The organism is Niallia alba (assembly GCF_012933555.1).
GTDB classification, from domain to species: domain Bacteria; phylum Bacillota; class Bacilli; order Bacillales; family Cytobacillaceae; genus Niallia; species Niallia alba.
The window spans coordinates 3,984,626-4,001,480 of sequence record NZ_JABBPK010000001.1 but is presented as its reverse complement, the minus strand read 5'-3'; the positions used below and the strand labels follow the sequence as shown (position 1 = coordinate 4,001,480).

Sequence of the window (16,855 nt, the reverse complement as noted above, 5' to 3'; positions counted from 1 at the left end):
ATGAGAAGGATATGGAAACTTACAATCATCATGCTTAGTAGTGTGTTTATCTTATTTTCCAGCAATACATCCGTATTTGCCCAATCCCCTTATTACACCTATACGAGTGACCATAATGGGAAGTTAATTGATACACAGACTGCTTATAATCCTGTGCAGCAGCTTGGCGTTATTAATGGCGAGCGATTAATAACGGCAGAACATGCCTTTGTTGATGAAGAAGATTATATCTATATAACAGATAGTACACTAAATAAAGTATTTATATTAGATAAAGAATTACAATTTGTTAGAGAACTAACAAGTGAAAAGTTCTCTGCTATAAAAAGTACTTTTGTTACAGAAAATGAAATATATGTTGTGGACAGCTTTGAGAGCAAAATTTATGTGTTCGATAAAGTCACACATGAGTTAGTGAAAGAAATAGGGGAGCCTGATTCTCCTATATTTAAAGAAGGCTATAAATTTAGTCCAACGCATATTGCTGTAGATATTCGAGGTAATATGTACGTAAGAAATAATGAATCGGTTAACGGATTACTGATGTTAAATAGAGAAGGGGAGTTTATCACCTTTTTCGGGGCAAATCCTTTAAAGGTCCCATTATTGGATCAAATTCGTTCATTCTTTTTGACGAAAAAACAAGAAAAGAAATTAGAAAAGGTTTTTCCTGATGTTCCAAGTAATATTGCCATAGATGCAAAAGGGTTCCTTTATACAGTAACCTCTTCTGTTGAAAAGAATCCAATTAAGAAGTTTAATGTTTCTGGAACAAACTATTTCCCAGATAAAATGATTGGTACATTTGGAATGGAAAGTATCTTTGTTAGTAAGAACAATAATGTGTATGCAGTAAGTTCGGATGGGTGGATTTTTGAGTACAATTCAGAAGGAGATCTTTTGTTCTTATTTGGAGGAAAGGATTTTAGTTCTAGTAGATTCGGATTGTTAAATCGTCCAGTTAGTATTGCAGCAACTTCTACGGATGAATTGATTGTAATCGACCAAGGACAAAATCTTATTCAAACATACGCACCAACAAAGTTTGCAGATTCTGTTCATGAAGCAATGAATGCATACCAGGATGGAGAATACACAAACAGTAAAGATTTATGGGCCTATACATTAAAGTATAATTCTATCTTTGATAATGCTCATATTGGTTTAGGCGATGCATATCTTCGTGAAGGAGAATACCAAAAGGCTTATGAGGAATACAATGATGCCAATGATACAACAGGCATATCAGAAGCATTTTGGGAAATAAGACAAGAATGGTTTCAACAGCATTTACAAACTATTTTCCAACTGCTACTTGTAACCTTATTAGTTTGGCTCACAAATAAGTACTTGAATAAAAAATACCGCTATTTAGAGAAATTTGCTCAAAAATGGAACAGTCTCAAAAGATTCAAAATGGTGGATGATTTTCTATACATCTTCTCTTTTCTAAAAAGACCATTGGATGGTTTCTATGAAATTCATCGGGAGAAAAGAGTGGCTAAACGATCATCAACGCTTCTATTTATTCTTTGTGTAGGAGTATACCTTTTATACTATAAATATACTAATTTACTTTTTGTACCAGTAAATGAATATATTCTTTATGAATTAATGATTGTTGTATTTCTGTTCATCCTATGGCTAGTATCAAGCTATTTAGTAGCTACCATTAGTGATGGAGAAGGAAGTTTTTCTAGTGTATATAATGGTACCGCATACGTCCTAAGTCCGCTTATTCTTGTAGTTCCGATTGTAGTACTAGTAAGCAATGGACTGACTTTAGAACAAATTGTATTCTTTAAGCTTCCACTACAGGCTATGTTTGTTTGGATAGCTTTTATGCTCTTCTTTATGATAAAGGATATTCATAACTATCATGTGGGAGAAACATTTAGCGTGATTGTTAAAAGTGTATTCACTATGCTGATCATTGGATTGTTCTTATTTGTTCTATATTCAGTAGGTAATCAATTAATCAGCTTCTTGTTTGATGTGGTTACGGAGGTAAGTAAACGATGGTAAAAAAAAGAGGCATTTATGTTGTAAGCACTCTATTGCTTGTAGCAGTAGTTATTGGTCTAATCTATTGGGTGAACTCAAAAGATGTTGCTTATGGAATAGAAGTGGAAAAAGATCATTTTGAACAAATTACAGTAAATGATGAATTTATATCCTCCAAGTTTCAGTATGAGGAAACAACGATTCCATCTTCCTTTAAAAAGGTAGCAGAGAATGAACAATTAGAGCTTTATTTAGAAGAAGAAACGATTGCTATTGCAGTGAAACAAAAAAGTAATGGCTACGTTTGGTATTCTTATGATCTACAAGAAAATGTAGGAGAAAAAGAAGATAGCCAAGAAATTAAAAACTATATTCAATCAGGTATCTCCTTGATTACGTATGATAAATTTACACCTAATAGAAAAACGGCATTAGATAATAATGTAGAGAAATCGTATGAAATACTTGAAAACGGTTTTAAGAGTACTATTGACTTTACCACATTAAAAATAAAATTTGATTTATTTGTTACCGTTCAAGGTGGGGATTTGTTAGTACATGTACCAAGAGAAAGTATTGATGAATACAATCCAAATTTATGGAAGGCTGGAAACAATGATATTTCTTTAAGCGAAATGATTGTTTATCCGTTTTTTGGAAGTGTTCGTGAGAAAGAAGATGGCTATATAGTTGTTCCAGATGGATCTGGTGCCATTATTCGTTTAGATGAAAAGCCTAAATATAAGGGAGCATATTCTGCACCGGTTTTTGGTAAAGACACGGGGTATGAAAACATTGGAAAGTTAAGTGAAAAAAAACTATCTGTTAAGCAGTTGGAAAAAGTAAGCTTACCAGTATATGGAGTTGTACATGAAGTCGATAAGACGGGAGTTCTAGTTATAGCAGAGAGTGGAGATAGCTATGCTACTTATAACTATGAATCAAAGGATTCCACGACTCCGTTTTATCAATCTTATTTTTCCTATAATTATCGAACAACTTATGCTCAATTCCAAAGTCGGGTAAATGAAGAGCAGCATGTACTAGGATTTCAAAAAGACCCAAATTCTTTTGATTTAGTCCAACGATATGTATTTGTTGATGACTCTCAAGCCAATTATGTTGGAATTGCGAAAAAATATAGACAATTTTTAGAGAAAAAAGATGGGTTAAGTAAAAGTGTTTCTACCTCGTTTGAGAAGATCCCTATGAAAATTGATTTTATTACAAACGAAATGAGATTAGGAACATTAGGTTTAGAGACGATTCCAACAACGACGTATAAACAATCAGAAGAGATTACGAAAGACTTAATCGATAAAGGAATGGATAATTTATCGATTACGTATAAAAGCTATTTAGATAAATATAATAGCTATCGCTTTGATGTATTAGGGAAGCTTGGAGGAAAAAGAGATTTTCAATCTGCAATAGAATTCTTTAAAGAAAATAAAATTTCATTTCAATACTATTTGGATTATGCACAATCTTATTATGAAAAAACAAAGTTTACAGCTAGTAAAATGAACAGGCAGGATTTTTCAGTCTATAACACAAGTAAAAATCTATTAAACTTTATGAACAATCCTAAATATTATCAGAGTTTTGCTGAAAACGACTTAAAACAATTCAATAAATATGATATTCAATCTGTTGCTTTAGATGGGATGGGTGGAAATATATTTACTCATTATGACAAAGGAAAGATTGGAAGTAGTACAGAGGGATTGGAGTACTCGAAGCAGCTTCTTACTTATTTGCAAGAAAATAATGTGCAAACAAGTGTGTATGCTCCAGATGCCTACCTTTACAAATATATCGATAAATATTATGATGCACCAATTTATTCCTCTGAATTAATGGTAACTGACTCGACGATTCCATTTGTTTCGTTAGTATTGAGCGGGTATAAAGAGATGTATTCACCATATTTAAATTTTTCATCTAATGATCGAGATGAAGCGTTAAAATTAATCGAATTTGGTATTTATCCGTCCTATGTACTGACTGGAGAATCTACCTATTACTTAAAGGAAACCGCTTCAAGCAATATTTATGTTTCGCAAATGGAGCATATTGGTGAACGTATGAACGAATCGTATGATTTAATTAACAAAGCTTTAAAAGAAACGATTGGCAGTGAAATGATTAATCATATGATCATTGATAAAGGAATTGTCAAAGCTACGTACAGCAATAGTGTAGAGATTATCATCAATTATAATACAATCGATTATCAGCTTGACGGAGTGGAAATTAAAGCTAAAGGGTTCGTGATTCTATGAAACTAAGTATGAAACAAAAAAAAGCATTTACAGGTGTGCTATTTATTAGTCCATGGATAATAGGATTTTTGGCATTTGTTGCATATCCATTATATAGAACGATTTATATGAGCTTTTTTAATGTGATGTTTGGAAATAAAACTGGATGGAGCTACAAATGGGTAGGGTTGGAGAATTATAAAAGGATTTTATTTGAAGAAATTGATTTTGTAGTTGCTGCCCAAAACTTCTTTATTAGTACATTAATATATGTTCCGATTATTATTGCACTATCAGTTATTATTGCCATGCTACTGAATCAAAAAATTAAAGGAAAATCTTTTTTCCGCCTGCTCTTCTTCTTACCAATTATTATATTGAGTGGGGAAATGATGGAGAATATGAGCACGTATGGAGGTATGTCCTTTTCGTCAAATCCATTGATTTTAGATGCTATCTCTATCGTCATTCCATCGGCAAGTTTAGTAAAGCTCATCGTCTCGACCTTTGAGTTAATTGTCCAATTATTATGGTACAGTGCAGTTCCAGTCCTTATCTTTCTAGCTTCCTTGCAGAAAATTAGCAAAGATATGTATGAAGCTGCGTCTATTGATGGGGCATCTAAATGGGTAGCCTTTTGGAAGATTACCTTGCCGACCATCTACCCTTTAGTTAGTTTATGTGTGGTTTTCTTAGTAGTTTTCCTAGCTAATTTTGATACAAATCCTATTAATGGAATTATATTAGAATCGAAATATGATGGTTCAAGAAGAGATGGATATGCATCCGCACTTTCCATTCTTTATACCTTTGTTCAAATAGCTCTAATCGGGATTCTATATTTTGGCACACGGAGTAAAAAGAAAGAGGCGAGGTGAGTAAAGTGGGGAGTAGCATACTAGAAACGTATAATCAGTGGCAGGAAAAAATGAAAAAGATAATTCCACCAGTAAAGAAAAAACTATTCGGGATGAATATGAGTGATGGGATTCTATATAAAGTAGCAACTTACTTAGTATTGATTATTTTTGGGTTTGTGTTTCTTTATCCAATAATTTATATGTTTTCTGTAAGTTTAATGTCCAATTTAGATTTAGTGGATAATAGTATTGAATGGATTCCAAGTAGCTTTTATACCTTTAACTATGAGATGACATGGAAAGCGTTAAAACTACCAGGTTCTTATTTAACAACTATTTTGTTAGCAGGAACATCGACACTATGTGTGATTATCTCATCTGCGATTATTGGTTATGGATTAGCAAGATTCGATTTTAGAGGAAAGAATTTAGTGTTTATTTTAATGATATTTACGTATATCGTACCAAAAACACTCTTTTTCATTCCAAGATTTCAAATATTTACGGAATTAGGTCTAAAAGGGAATATTGGGGCATTAGCAGTCCCTGCTTTAACAGGGCAAGGGGAACAAGCAGCACTGTTCATTCTGATATTTTTTCAGTTTTTTAGAATGATGCCGAGTGCTTTAGAAGAGGCAGCATACTTAGATGGAGCAGGCCCGATTCGAACATTTTTGACGATTGCCCTTCCAATGGTGGGTCCAGCATTTATCATTGTTGGAGTGTATGCCTTTGCACTATATTGGAATGAGACATTTTTAACATCTTTCTATTTAGATGGAAAGATGCAAACGGTACCGATTTTATTAGGAGATATTCAGGAAAGCTTTGGTCAAGTAGCTCAATCGAGTGGTGGTGGGGATTTCGACAAAAATCCAAATATGAACTTTACAGAGGCTAAGGCGTTTGCTGGTACATTAATTTCTATCCTTCCTTTAGCACTTATGTACCTTGTTGTGCAAAGATGGTTTGTAGAAAGTATTGATAAATCGGGTATTACTGGAGAATAAGCTTGCTTTATTGGAAAAGTAAGAGTGAATGAAAGAAATCAGGTGGAGAGTCTCCACTTGATTAAAATATCTCCTCATTATTATTTTGGAGAGAGATAAAAAATGGGATTCGACATCATCAAAGATCGTTAGCTGTATTGGTATTTGTGTATGAAAAAAATAATTTCGAAAGATTGGAGTCGATAGATATGGCAAGTAAAAAGACGAAGTGGACGGTTCTTATTACTTTACTATTAGCAGTGCCTACACTTATCTCTTGTAAATCAAACGCTTCTGATTCATCACTTCCTAATGTGGAGAATCCTGGTCAATGGATAACAGGGGTACATACAGATAAGGCAGTGTATACTCCAGGTGAGAAGATAACCTTTCAGCTTACCTTTCAAAAGGAAGTGGAAAAAGGCGATTTAATTATTAAATATAAGCATCTTGCAGAAGATGTGGAGGAGCAGAAGATACAATTAACGAATGCAAGCACGTATTCCTGGGAATGGGATCCAGGTAAGGATGACTATAAAGGATATATGGTTGAAGTGTTCTTGAAGGATGGAAAGAAGACGTTAGACCATCAGAATATTGCTGTAGATGTATCCACTGATTGGAGTAAATTTCCTAGATATGGATATCTTGCGGATTTTCCTTCCATGAGTGAAGAAGGACAGCAAAAGGTGATTGATAATTTAAATAGATATCATATTAATGGGCTCCAGTTCTATGATTGGCTTTATCGACATGATCAGCCTGCTAAGATAGAAAATGGAGTACTTGCAGAGGAATGGAATGATATTGCTAATCGTGTAGTTTCTAAGCAAACAATTGAAAATTATATTAAATTAGCACATGACAAAAATATGAAGGCGATGAATTATAATCTCCTTTTTGGTGCATTTGAGGGATATGAAGAAAATGGGGTAGAAAGAGAATGGGGAATCTTTAAAGATGCAGAAGGCAAGGTTCAGGATTCTCATGATCTTCCAGACTCGTGGGCTAGTGATATTTATTTAATGGATCCTTCTAATCCAGAATGGCAGGAGTATATTATAAACACCCAAAAGGATGTATTTCAACATTTAGACTTTGATGGTTGGCATGTCGATCAATTAGGGGATAGAGGAAGACTTTGGAATGGAAAAGGAGAAGAAATAGATCTTAGTAAAACCTATACGCCTCTTCTTGAAAAAGCAAAGCAAGAGCTACAAAAAGATATCGTAATGAATGCAGTTGATCAATATGCCCAAAAAGAGATTGCAGAAGCACCTATTAATTTTATGTACTCTGAAATATGGAGTGCGCCAACGTATGAATCTGTAAAAAAAGTAATTGATCAAAATGATTATTATAGTAAAGGGGAGTTAAATTCTGTCCTTGCAGCTTATATGAATTATGAGCTTTCTGATTTTCAAGGAATGTTCAATACGCCAGGGATTTTAATGACGAATGCCGTTATATTTGCTGCTGGTGGATCTCATTTAGAATTAGGGGAGAATATGTTATCAAAGGAATATTTTCCGCACAAAAATTTAACAATATCCACAGAGCTGAAGGAGCAGTTAGTTCATTATTATGATTTTCTAGTAGCCTATCAAAATCTTCTTCGTGATGATGTGAAGGAAATTACAAAAATGGTGAAAAGTGAAGAGAAAGAAATAAAGAACTATCCTGCAGTAGGGTCTATTTGGAATTTCACAAAAGCAAAAGATAAGAAAGAAATATATCATTTGATTAACTTTACAGATGCAACAACACTAGAATGGAAAGATAATCAAGGAATACAGGCAGAGCCGCAAGAAATCAAGGATATTCCATTAACCATAGATGTGAAAGAAGAAATTGATAAAATATGGGTGGCATCTCCTGATATCAATCATGGCTCTGCACAAGAAATTAAATTTAAGCAAAAGGATGGAAAAGCGACAATTACCCTTCTATCATTAAAATATTGGGATATGGTTGTTGTAGAGTATAAATAAACGCCATTTCATAAGCAAAGATAGTAATGTATGACATAAAAGGTAGTTCAAAAGGGTCTAACCTCAAAAGTGATCTCCATTTGTAGTGAATTTAAGTACTTCAGTTACTACAATTGAATGGGATAATTACTTTGTGTGTTTTGACCCTTTGTTTAAGGATATGGAAGTTTTCTGAGATCTGAAGGATGTCTAGATCAACCGCCTATCAAACTTCAGGATCCACTCTTTTGCGTAAGCCAATATTGAATTGACTACGCTCTTCATGTTTGTCGATGCCCCTCCAGTTTGTACGGCGATGAGCAAGGCGCTTACGTTTTTCTTATAGGAAACCCAACTCTAACGAAAACGTTTACGAAAATAAAAGAAAACAATAAAATGTATGCGTTTTTATGATAGGATTATAGTGAAGAAAGGACGAGAGAGGGATTGTATGCTAATATACAACTGGTTAAAAGATCATTTCACCGTAAAAGTAGTTTTCACCATTTTAATCGTTGGTTTAATCCCTGCTATTTTTATTAGTTCTTTAATTTACCTATTTTCCAAAAATATGATTAAAGATAGAGTAAGAGAATCATCACAACTTATTACACAACAAGCTGCTGCTGCGCTTTCACATATTTTTACCAGTGGAACAGATCAGTTGGATCAAATATATAGCAATATTTCACTACAAGAAATGGTTATACAAGATACTGATCCAACCATTTCTTCTTTTGAAAAGACGAAAAACAATGAATATATAACATCAGTATTAAATGCTAGTATATATTCTAGTTCCTTCGTACGTGCAATCTATGTATTGAAAGAAGATGGTACAAATTGGGGGAGTGGCTCCTATTCTCCCTATAAAAGAGAACGAATAAACTTGTTAGAACAGGAGTGGGTGAAAGAGGCTACCGAAAAAGACGGAGAATCGGTTTGGAGTGGATTAACCTATGATTATTTAAGTGGTGCAGGCCAATCGAATGAGTTGTTTTTACCAGTTAGTAGGGTGATGAAAAATTTTGATACATTACAAAACATAGGATATATTCAAGTACTTATTGATGGAAGGGGTATATTGGATATACTAAATAAGTTAAAACTAGGAAATTCAGGTGTTTTTTTTGTAGTGGATGAGAAAGCAGAAAATATTACAGTAGACCCAACATTAAATCATTTGAATCAAGGTGTAACGAAGCAAGCATTATTGAAGCAAATTCAAAATGGCAATAGAGAATTTGAATTTGTGGATCATGGAGTTAAATATTATGGAATAAAAGAAAAAATAAATAATGGCTGGTTTCTTATTGGGGTTGTACCTGTACATGAGTTAACAGGTGAATTACAAAAGATTCGTGAGATTGCTTTATGGAGTAGCTTATTAATTGGTATTGTAGCCATTATTATAGGAAGTATATTGGCGAGAAAATTTGTCCAGCCGATTAGTCAGTTGACTATTCAAATGAAAAGTGCTGGGAATGGAAATTTCAACGTAAGAACAAAGGTAACTTCCAATGATGAAATAGGAATATTAAGTAAGCAATTTAATAAAATGATACAGGAAATAGAGCATTTATTACAACAAATTAAGAAAGAACAAAATCAAAAAAAAGAAGCAGAATTACGTGCGATTAAACATAGAATTCATCCTCATTTCCTATTTAATACACTAGGTACGATTCGATGGTTAATTAAATTTAACCAAAATGAAAAAGCAGATATGGCGTTATCCTCATTATTAACATTATTAGAAGTAAGCATGGGGAAAAAAGGGACCTTTATTTCTGTGAAAGAGGAATTGGAAATCGTAAAAAAATTTATGATTATTTTACAAATCCGTTACGAGCAAGAATTTCGTCTTGTTTTAGATATAGATAAGGCTACAGAAGAATTTATGATTCCAAGTATGCTGCTACAGCCTATTGTTGAAAATGCAATCTTTCATGGCATTGTCCCAACGGAGAAAGAAGGACTTGTAAGAATAACTGGGAGAGCAATAGATAATGGGGTGGAAATTATCATCTCTGATAATGGAAAGGGTTTTGATACGAAACTATTAAATGATATGGAGAATCTCTCCGAATCTAATAATAAAATACTGGGAATAGGATTTCAACATATATATGATTCTGTCAGACTTTATTTTCATCTTACTTCAAAGATTGATGTACAAAGTGGTCAAGAAGGAACAACAGTGAAATTGTTATTGCTACTACCTAGAAGGGAGGAGTAAGTAGATGCATCAAGTCGTAATCGTAGATGATGAACCGATTATTCGTTTTGGGCTAAAATCTTCTATAAAATGGGAAGAGGAAGGATTACATTTAATAGGGGATTTTTCTAATGGAAAACAAGCATTAGATGCCATTCAAAAGCACCATCAAGTAGATATACTTATTACAGATATAAAGATGCCAGTAATGGATGGGATTCATTTAATGAAACAAGCATTAGCATTATTTCCAAAATTAAAAGTAATTTTAGTTAGCAGCTATAATGATTTTGAATATATAAGAGAAGGGCTACAGTATGGAGCGATTGATTATGTACTAAAGGCAAGTCTAGAACCAGATGCTTTCTTACAAATAATAAAAAAATGTACAAAAAAGCTAAAAAAAGAAAAAGAAGAAGAGGAGGCATTAAGAATTGCCAATCAAACAAACTTGTTGCTAGAGAAAAAGAAAATGGCACAGGAAGTTAGAAAAGTATTGCTTGGGGAAACAGAAGTGAAAAAATTAACACAATTTTTCCCAGATGATAGCTCCTTTATAACTATTTATATCAAAATGAAAGATATTCAAAAGGTAGAGGAAGAGAAAGGCATCTTATATAAAAGTTTACTATTAGAAGAAATACAAGCTTTGTATTATGAAGAACATGGGAAAGGGATTCTCTTTCCAATAAGTGATGTGGAAATGTTTTATCTATGCCCAATAGAAAAAGATCCTATAGAGGTCATTCATTATTTACAAAAATTGATTACTAAAATTACAACTATTTCTTTTTATTATGGATATAGGACGATTGAGCATTTGTATGATCTCCCAATTGGTTATCAAAGAAGTTATATAGCTTGTAGCAAACATTTTTTTGAGCCTAATCAACTACAATTTTGTTATGATGACGAAATAGATGGAAAGATAAAAACAGAGAGTGTAAATTATGAAAAATTAAAGGCACTTTTATTTCCATACGAAGAAACAAAAGCAAGAAGTATTCTGGAAGAAATATTTATACACTGGAGACAACAGAAATATACACCAGATACTGTTCGAAAAGAGGCTTGTGAGATTGTTAGCATTTTATTTATGAATAAAATAGAGGTTACACAATGGATGGAACATATGGAACGGGTAAAGACCGCAGAATCCGTTCATTCCGTCATTCAAATACTATCGTCTTTTTTTGATTTATATGAAGAAATTAGTCATAGTACATGGAAAAAAACATATACGGAAAATGAATTGGTGGAAAAGGCTCTTGAATATATTCATGCGAATTTCACAAAGGAATTAACGTTGCAAATTGTTGCTTCCCATATTCATATAAGCAGAAATTATTTTAGCATTTTATTTAAACGATTAGTTCATCAAAATTTTATTGACTATGTAATTGAATTGCGTATTAAAAAGGCGAAGGGGTTGTTAAAAAATTCCACAAAAAAAATCTATGAAGTGGCAGAAGAATCTGGGTTTAATGATGTAAAATATTTTAGTAAGTTATTTAAAAAAGTAACAGGAATGTCGCCAGGAGAATATCGGATTTACAAGCAGAATGGAGGATAAAGAGGGTGCTGACAATGTTCAAAATTCGATCAGTTTTATTGTTTTTTGGAATATGTGCTTCTCTAGTAGGTTGTGATAATACATCTATTATTAATAAAAATGACGAGGTGAAACAAGGAGATAGCGGAAAAGTTCAACTTGTTGTTTGGCATACCTATAATGAAAATGAAACAAAGATTTTTGAAAATGAAATTATTCCGATATTCGAACAGAAATATCCATCTATTGAAATAAAGCCTGTAAGTCAGTCCTATAATTCCCAATTGATGTCTGCTCTTATTTCCAAGGCTTCTGCTAATAAGCCGCCAGATATTATTAGAATGGATATCACTTGGGTATCTAAGTTTGCCGATTTGCATTTGCTCTATCCAGTTAATCAATTCGGGGACTTTGAACGTGTTAAAGACAACTTATATCCAGTCCCGTTACAAACTAGCTTATACCAGGGACAATACTATGGGTTACCAGTGAATACAAATACGAAAATTGCTATTTATAATAAGGAGCTATTAAAGAAATATCATATTGAAAAACTGCCAGAGACAATGGACGAATTAATGAAAATTATTGAAAAAAATCCAGTGCTTTTAGGCATGGCTGGAATGAATGCATGGCAGAGTTTACCATATTTTTATGGACTTGGTGGGAATTTATTAAATGATAGGAATACAAAGGCAACAGGTTATTTTAATAGTGAAGAAAGTATACAAGCAGTTGAAAAAATGTTAGCGCTTTATCAACAAAAAAAGCTTAACGAAAATACAATTAGTGGAAACTACGATTTGTGGGATGGGCTTTTATCAGAGAAGTACATCATGATTGACGAAGGTCCTTGGTTCTATAATGTGAATGCAAAGGAACAGATAGATTATATTATCAGTCATACGGTAGCTGCACCTTTTCCTGGAAGCAAAGATAGAAGATCTGTTTTAGGTGGAGAGGTACTTAGTATAACGAAAGGGACAGAGCATGTAGAGGAGGCGTGGGAATTTGTGAAGTGGATGACCACAGAGGAACCTCAAAAAAGGTTTTTAATGGAAGGATTACTTCCAACAAACAAAACCGTATTGAAGGATGAGATGGTGGAGGAATATCCTTATTATAAAGCGTATGTACAGAGCATCGATCAATCCTTTTTACGACCACAAATTGCAGAGTGGAGGAAAATAGAAAGCATCTATACGGAATGCTTAAAGCAAATATTTTCTGGACAAACGAATATAGAAGAGGAATTAACCAAAGCAGCAAGGAAAATGGATTTGGTATTACAGTAAATAAGTTGGAGCATGGGGAGAGATTCTTTACTACATTATTCGTTAATGCGATGAAGAATCTGTCTCCATGACAAAGTGTCTGTTTATTGAATCATTTTGGAAATATTCTTTGCTGTACTGCATTAATTTTCTACTAATCGCTTTATCCTCTCTAATAAAATATATTAATGGTCATGGCGATGCACTTGCCGGTTTTATTCCGGTGTTTAAGAATATGTATCCGTTTTTTTTTAGAGGCACACCAATTGTTAGTTGCTGCGAATATTAACAATGGTGAATTATCTATAAATGGAAAATATTCCTAAATTAAAATTTGTATGTTTTCTGAACTTCGTATTGCGCTCTATTGTTAATACAGGTTGGGGGTAGGATGACTTATTAAGGGAGTAGTGGGACAGGTGAGAATTCAAAGAAGCTCACCTCCCAATCCGTGGAAAAGTAGGAGCAATCTATAAAATAAAAAGCTTTATCCCTTTTTATTAGTGTAAGACTAAGTGATGTAAGCAATGTAAATAGCTTTGGCAGGCTGTCGATAAACGCAAGCTTCTCCAAAGGCTTCATGCATTGAAAGATAACCGTTCTAGATCATCCTGAAAATTTGTGTTCTTTTAGTTTAACTCCACTCAATGTAAATAACTTTGTAACTTTGCCGCAAGAGTTAATTCCTTTTTTTTGAAATAAAGGTGGTGGAAATCCCCAATTTTAAGCGTCCATTTAGAACTTTTTTTATTATTTTTTCAGGAGATTGAATTTGTTGTAAAACTTGTTTAACGGCTGCTTCCCCCATCTCATATTGTTGCTGTTCAATATGAGTAAATGCAACATCTTCTTTACTAAATAGATTTGCTGGATAGTCAAAGCAACAAATAGAAAGTTCATTAGGGATGTTCTTATCTATCTGCTGACAAGCCTGTTTTATTAGCTGTGCAATATTATATTCTGCTGCTACAATTGCCGTCATTTGAGGCTGACTTTGAATAAAATTCATTATTTTCTTTTGATCAGATTTTATTGATTCGTAATAATTTGGAATAACAGATTGGATGAAACTTTGTTGTAAAGCCTGATCCATTTTGACTTGATTAGCCGCATGTGCCTGAATATATCCTTGAATCCTCTCCTTTACACTAGAGACAAGATTCGTAGATGTTAGAATACCAATATTTTTATGCCCAAGTTCCATAAGATAAGAAGTTAATTTCTCTGCTGCTTCGATATTATTAGAAGTAATGCACGAAATAGGTAAGTTATTTAGTGTTCGATCAATCACAATTATAGGGAATTTTTTTGCTGCTAAGTCTAAAATAGTTGGAGCAAGAAATTGGGATGATGATGGCAATAAAATAATGCCATCAATGTCAGATTGAATGAATTCTCGGATTATTTCATCTTCTTTTTTTTCATTACCCATTGTTTTTTTTAAGATAATATTTACTCCAGGAGGGCAATGATCAAGTATGCCATTAAGTATGTTTGTTCCAAATGTATCATCTAAGTTCGTCACAATTAAACCGATTGTGAATTTATGTAATTCTAATTTTTGTGTGTTTGTTATTTTTCCTTTATTGGAAATAACAATAGTCCCCTCTTTCGGCTTTCTAGAAAGGTATCCTTGATTTTTTAATTCATTTAATGCACGTTTGATCGTTATACTACTAACGTTAAATTGAGACGCTAATTCTGATTCAGATGGAAGTTTTTCATTTAGTTTCCATTCCTTTTTTATAATTTGCTTTTCAAGTTTTTCATAAACTATTTGATAAAGAGGCTTTTTCATAATTTCACCTGTTTCTTCATAAATGTTATACATACCGATAAATACCCACTAGCGTCGCATTAAAATAACTTTTTAATAAACAATAGATTGTTTTTTCTGTCAATTCATTTCTCCATAAAAAAATCCTTTATAATGGTTTGGTGGTAGTAACCTATCCAAATCCAAAAATAAAGGAAATCGCATGGATAAGTTTACACGAAAAACATCATTTGAACAATGACTTTCACCCATTTCCAATAATCTTTTTGAGGAACAAGTGAAAACCTATCAATTAAATTACTATACTAAGAAGCTTCATATGACTTCCTTTTTGAAATTACTACTGTACGCACAACTCCATGAAACAGAGAGCTTGCGTGCTTTAAGTGATTGTGTATTTTCGGAAGAATTACAGAACACAACCCAACTTGATTCCATTAGTTTTTCTCAACTGGGTAGACGATTAAATCGGGTTCCAACTAAGTTTTTTCAAACCATTTTTCTTGATTTAGTCACGCAAATTCACGAAAAGACTGATTTTCAAGCGAGAAGAAAAACGACAACTCCACTCAAAATCATTGATTCAAGTACATTGCCATTGAATTTGAACAATCATAAGTGGGCAAAATTCCGGAAAACAAAATCTGGTGTGAAGCTCCACCTTCGCCTTGTGTTTATGGAAAAAGGATGTTCTTATCCAGACCAATCTGTGCTTACGAATGCAAACGAACATGACCGTGGTCAGCTTGAAGTACTTGTCGATGACAAAGAATGCATGTATGTGTTTGACCGTGGATACTTGGATTATGAACGATTCGATCGCATGACAGATGAAGGCTATTTCTTCGTTTCCCGTTTGAGAAAAAATGCTGTTGTACGTAAACTTGAAACATTTTCGTTACCAGAAGATTCTTCAGTTTTATCAGATGAAATGGTCGTCATTGGAACGACACAAAATCGTTCTGAAAATGAATTTCGTTTGATCAAAGTACTAGATTCAAAAGGCAATCAGCTACATTTATTAACGAATCGCTTTGATTTAAGTGCAGATGAAATCGCTGAACTTTACAAATCACGCTGGGCCATTGAATTGATATTCAAATGGATGAAACAACATTTGAATATCAAAAAATTCTATGGCCAGAGTGAACAGGCTGTACATAACCAAGTGTATATTGCCATGATCGTGTACTGTTTGAATGTACTGGCTCAGCTGAACACGGGAAGTAAGCGAACGTACTTACAAATTAGTCGCTATTTAAAAGCAGCTTTATGGAAGTCGGCTCGCGTTTGGTTGCGAAAAATAGAAGGCAATACAGTCCCATAAGGATCTCAAAGCCTCTGTCACACTTGTCAATGGTTATAGTAAAAAAATGGATGTTTGCTACCTCTACTTGAGCATCTTTCTTTTTACTCAAAATTGGACAAAATGAAAAACTGAAAATTCATTCAATATTTATGCGACTCTAGTGGTTTAATCTGCTTATTTAAAATCAAAATAAATAACATACAAGGGACTATTTTCATTGCAATGAAAATAGTCTCTTGTATGTTTTAGAACTTATTTATTTTTTCTTTTTTTACCTATTTCAATATCTTCCCCATCGGCATCATCAATTACTGCACCAATTTCTCCTTCTGTATATGTATCGCTAGCTTGCTCATGCGTCGTTGCTAATCCAGAAGAAAGTTGGTCGTTTTTTTCATAATCACTAGGATTAAATACACGACCGGCTACATCGGTGTTTTGATCAGAATTCTTTTTTTTCAACGGAAACACTCCTTTTTCGTAATAAGATCTTCAGATGTATTTTTTTCTAAATGATAACAAATTACTCATGAAATTTTAGTTTTGCTGAAAATTAAATAAGCAATGATTTAATCTTGCTATTAAAAAGGATACTTTTTTAAAATTTATTTTCCTTTAATTTTAAGCAAAAAAAGAGC

The 16,855-nt window shown here is 33.2% G+C and carries 11 protein-coding genes; 9 read left to right on the top strand and 2 right to left on the bottom strand.

The window, feature by feature from the left end:
- From HHU08_RS19185 to HHU08_RS19150, 8 genes are all read left to right on the top strand, one after another.
- Positions 1 to 2,025, top strand: coding sequence for a YIP1 family protein (locus HHU08_RS19185; RefSeq protein WP_169189060.1), 2,025 nt, complete (start codon positions 1 to 3; stop codon positions 2,023 to 2,025).
- A complete protein-coding gene (locus HHU08_RS19180) occupies positions 2,019 to 4,289 on the top strand; it encodes a DUF5696 domain-containing protein (protein WP_016203848.1) in 2,271 nt (756 codons plus the stop codon). Before HHU08_RS19185 ends, HHU08_RS19180 begins: the two co-directional genes overlap by 7 nt.
- The gene (locus HHU08_RS19175) at positions 4,286 to 5,146 is read left to right on the top strand and encodes a carbohydrate ABC transporter permease (RefSeq protein ID WP_169189059.1); all 861 of its coding nucleotides are present in this window, start codon (positions 4,286 to 4,288) and stop codon (positions 5,144 to 5,146) included. The genes HHU08_RS19180 and HHU08_RS19175 overlap by 4 nt, the downstream gene beginning before the upstream one ends.
- Before the next feature lie 5 nt (positions 5,147 to 5,151).
- Positions 5,152 to 6,138 (top strand): carbohydrate ABC transporter permease, encoded by a 987-nt coding sequence (locus HHU08_RS19170; RefSeq protein WP_016203846.1) that lies wholly within the window; start codon positions 5,152 to 5,154, stop codon positions 6,136 to 6,138.
- 188 nt (positions 6,139 to 6,326) lie between these two features.
- A complete protein-coding gene (locus HHU08_RS19165) occupies positions 6,327 to 8,108 on the top strand; it encodes a glycoside hydrolase family 66 protein (protein ID WP_016203845.1) in 1,782 nt (593 codons plus the stop codon).
- A gap of 430 nt (positions 8,109 to 8,538) precedes the next feature.
- Positions 8,539 to 10,326 (top strand): cache domain-containing sensor histidine kinase, encoded by a 1,788-nt coding sequence (locus tag HHU08_RS19160; protein ID WP_169189058.1) that lies wholly within the window; start codon positions 8,539 to 8,541, stop codon positions 10,324 to 10,326.
- 4 nt (positions 10,327 to 10,330) lie between these two features.
- Entirely contained in the window at positions 10,331 to 11,878 is a 1,548-nt protein-coding gene (locus tag HHU08_RS19155; protein ID WP_016203843.1) for a response regulator, read from the top strand.
- 14 nt (positions 11,879 to 11,892) lie between these two features.
- Positions 11,893 to 13,152: an extracellular solute-binding protein gene (locus HHU08_RS19150; protein ID WP_016203842.1), complete on the top strand. Its 1,260-nt coding sequence runs from the start codon at positions 11,893 to 11,895 to the stop codon at positions 13,150 to 13,152.
- A 658-nt stretch (positions 13,153 to 13,810) separates the two neighbouring features.
- Here HHU08_RS19150 and HHU08_RS19145 read toward each other — a convergent pair.
- Positions 13,811 to 14,962 carry a GntR family transcriptional regulator gene (locus tag HHU08_RS19145; RefSeq protein WP_101729258.1) on the bottom strand — a complete coding sequence of 384 codons (1,152 nt, stop codon included), beginning with the start codon at positions 14,960 to 14,962 and terminating at the stop codon, positions 13,811 to 13,813.
- A gap of 196 nt (positions 14,963 to 15,158) precedes the next feature.
- Here HHU08_RS19145 and HHU08_RS19140 point away from each other — a divergent pair, with 196 nt between their 5' ends.
- Entirely contained in the window at positions 15,159 to 16,235 is a 1,077-nt protein-coding gene (locus tag HHU08_RS19140; RefSeq protein ID WP_328823072.1) for an IS4 family transposase, read from the top strand.
- A gap of 234 nt (positions 16,236 to 16,469) precedes the next feature.
- Here HHU08_RS19140 and HHU08_RS19135 read toward each other — a convergent pair whose 3' ends face one another.
- A complete protein-coding gene (locus HHU08_RS19135; RefSeq protein WP_328823044.1) occupies positions 16,470 to 16,688 on the bottom strand; it encodes a YozQ family protein in 219 nt (72 codons plus the stop codon).
- Between the last annotated feature and the right edge of the window lie 167 nt (positions 16,689 to 16,855).

Bases quoted from the DNA above. Each gene is read 5' to 3' on its own strand.
- HHU08_RS19155 (WP_016203843.1), top strand. From the start codon at position 10,331: ATGCATCAAGTCGTAATCGTAGATGATGAACCGATTATTCGTTTTGGG.
- HHU08_RS19145 (WP_101729258.1), bottom strand. From the start codon at position 14,962: ATGTATAACATTTATGAAGAAACAGGTGAAATTATGAAAAAGCCTCTT.
- HHU08_RS19180 (WP_016203848.1), top strand. From the start codon at position 2,019: ATGGTAAAAAAAAGAGGCATTTATGTTGTAAGCACTCTATTGCTTGTA.
- HHU08_RS19165 (WP_016203845.1), top strand. From the start codon at position 6,327: ATGGCAAGTAAAAAGACGAAGTGGACGGTTCTTATTACTTTACTATTA.
- HHU08_RS19175 (WP_169189059.1), top strand. From the start codon at position 4,286: ATGAAACTAAGTATGAAACAAAAAAAAGCATTTACAGGTGTGCTATTT.
- HHU08_RS19185 (WP_169189060.1), top strand. From the start codon at position 1: ATGAGAAGGATATGGAAACTTACAATCATCATGCTTAGTAGTGTGTTT.
- HHU08_RS19160 (WP_169189058.1), top strand. From the start codon at position 8,539: ATGCTAATATACAACTGGTTAAAAGATCATTTCACCGTAAAAGTAGTT.
- HHU08_RS19150 (WP_016203842.1), top strand. From the start codon at position 11,893: ATGTTCAAAATTCGATCAGTTTTATTGTTTTTTGGAATATGTGCTTCT.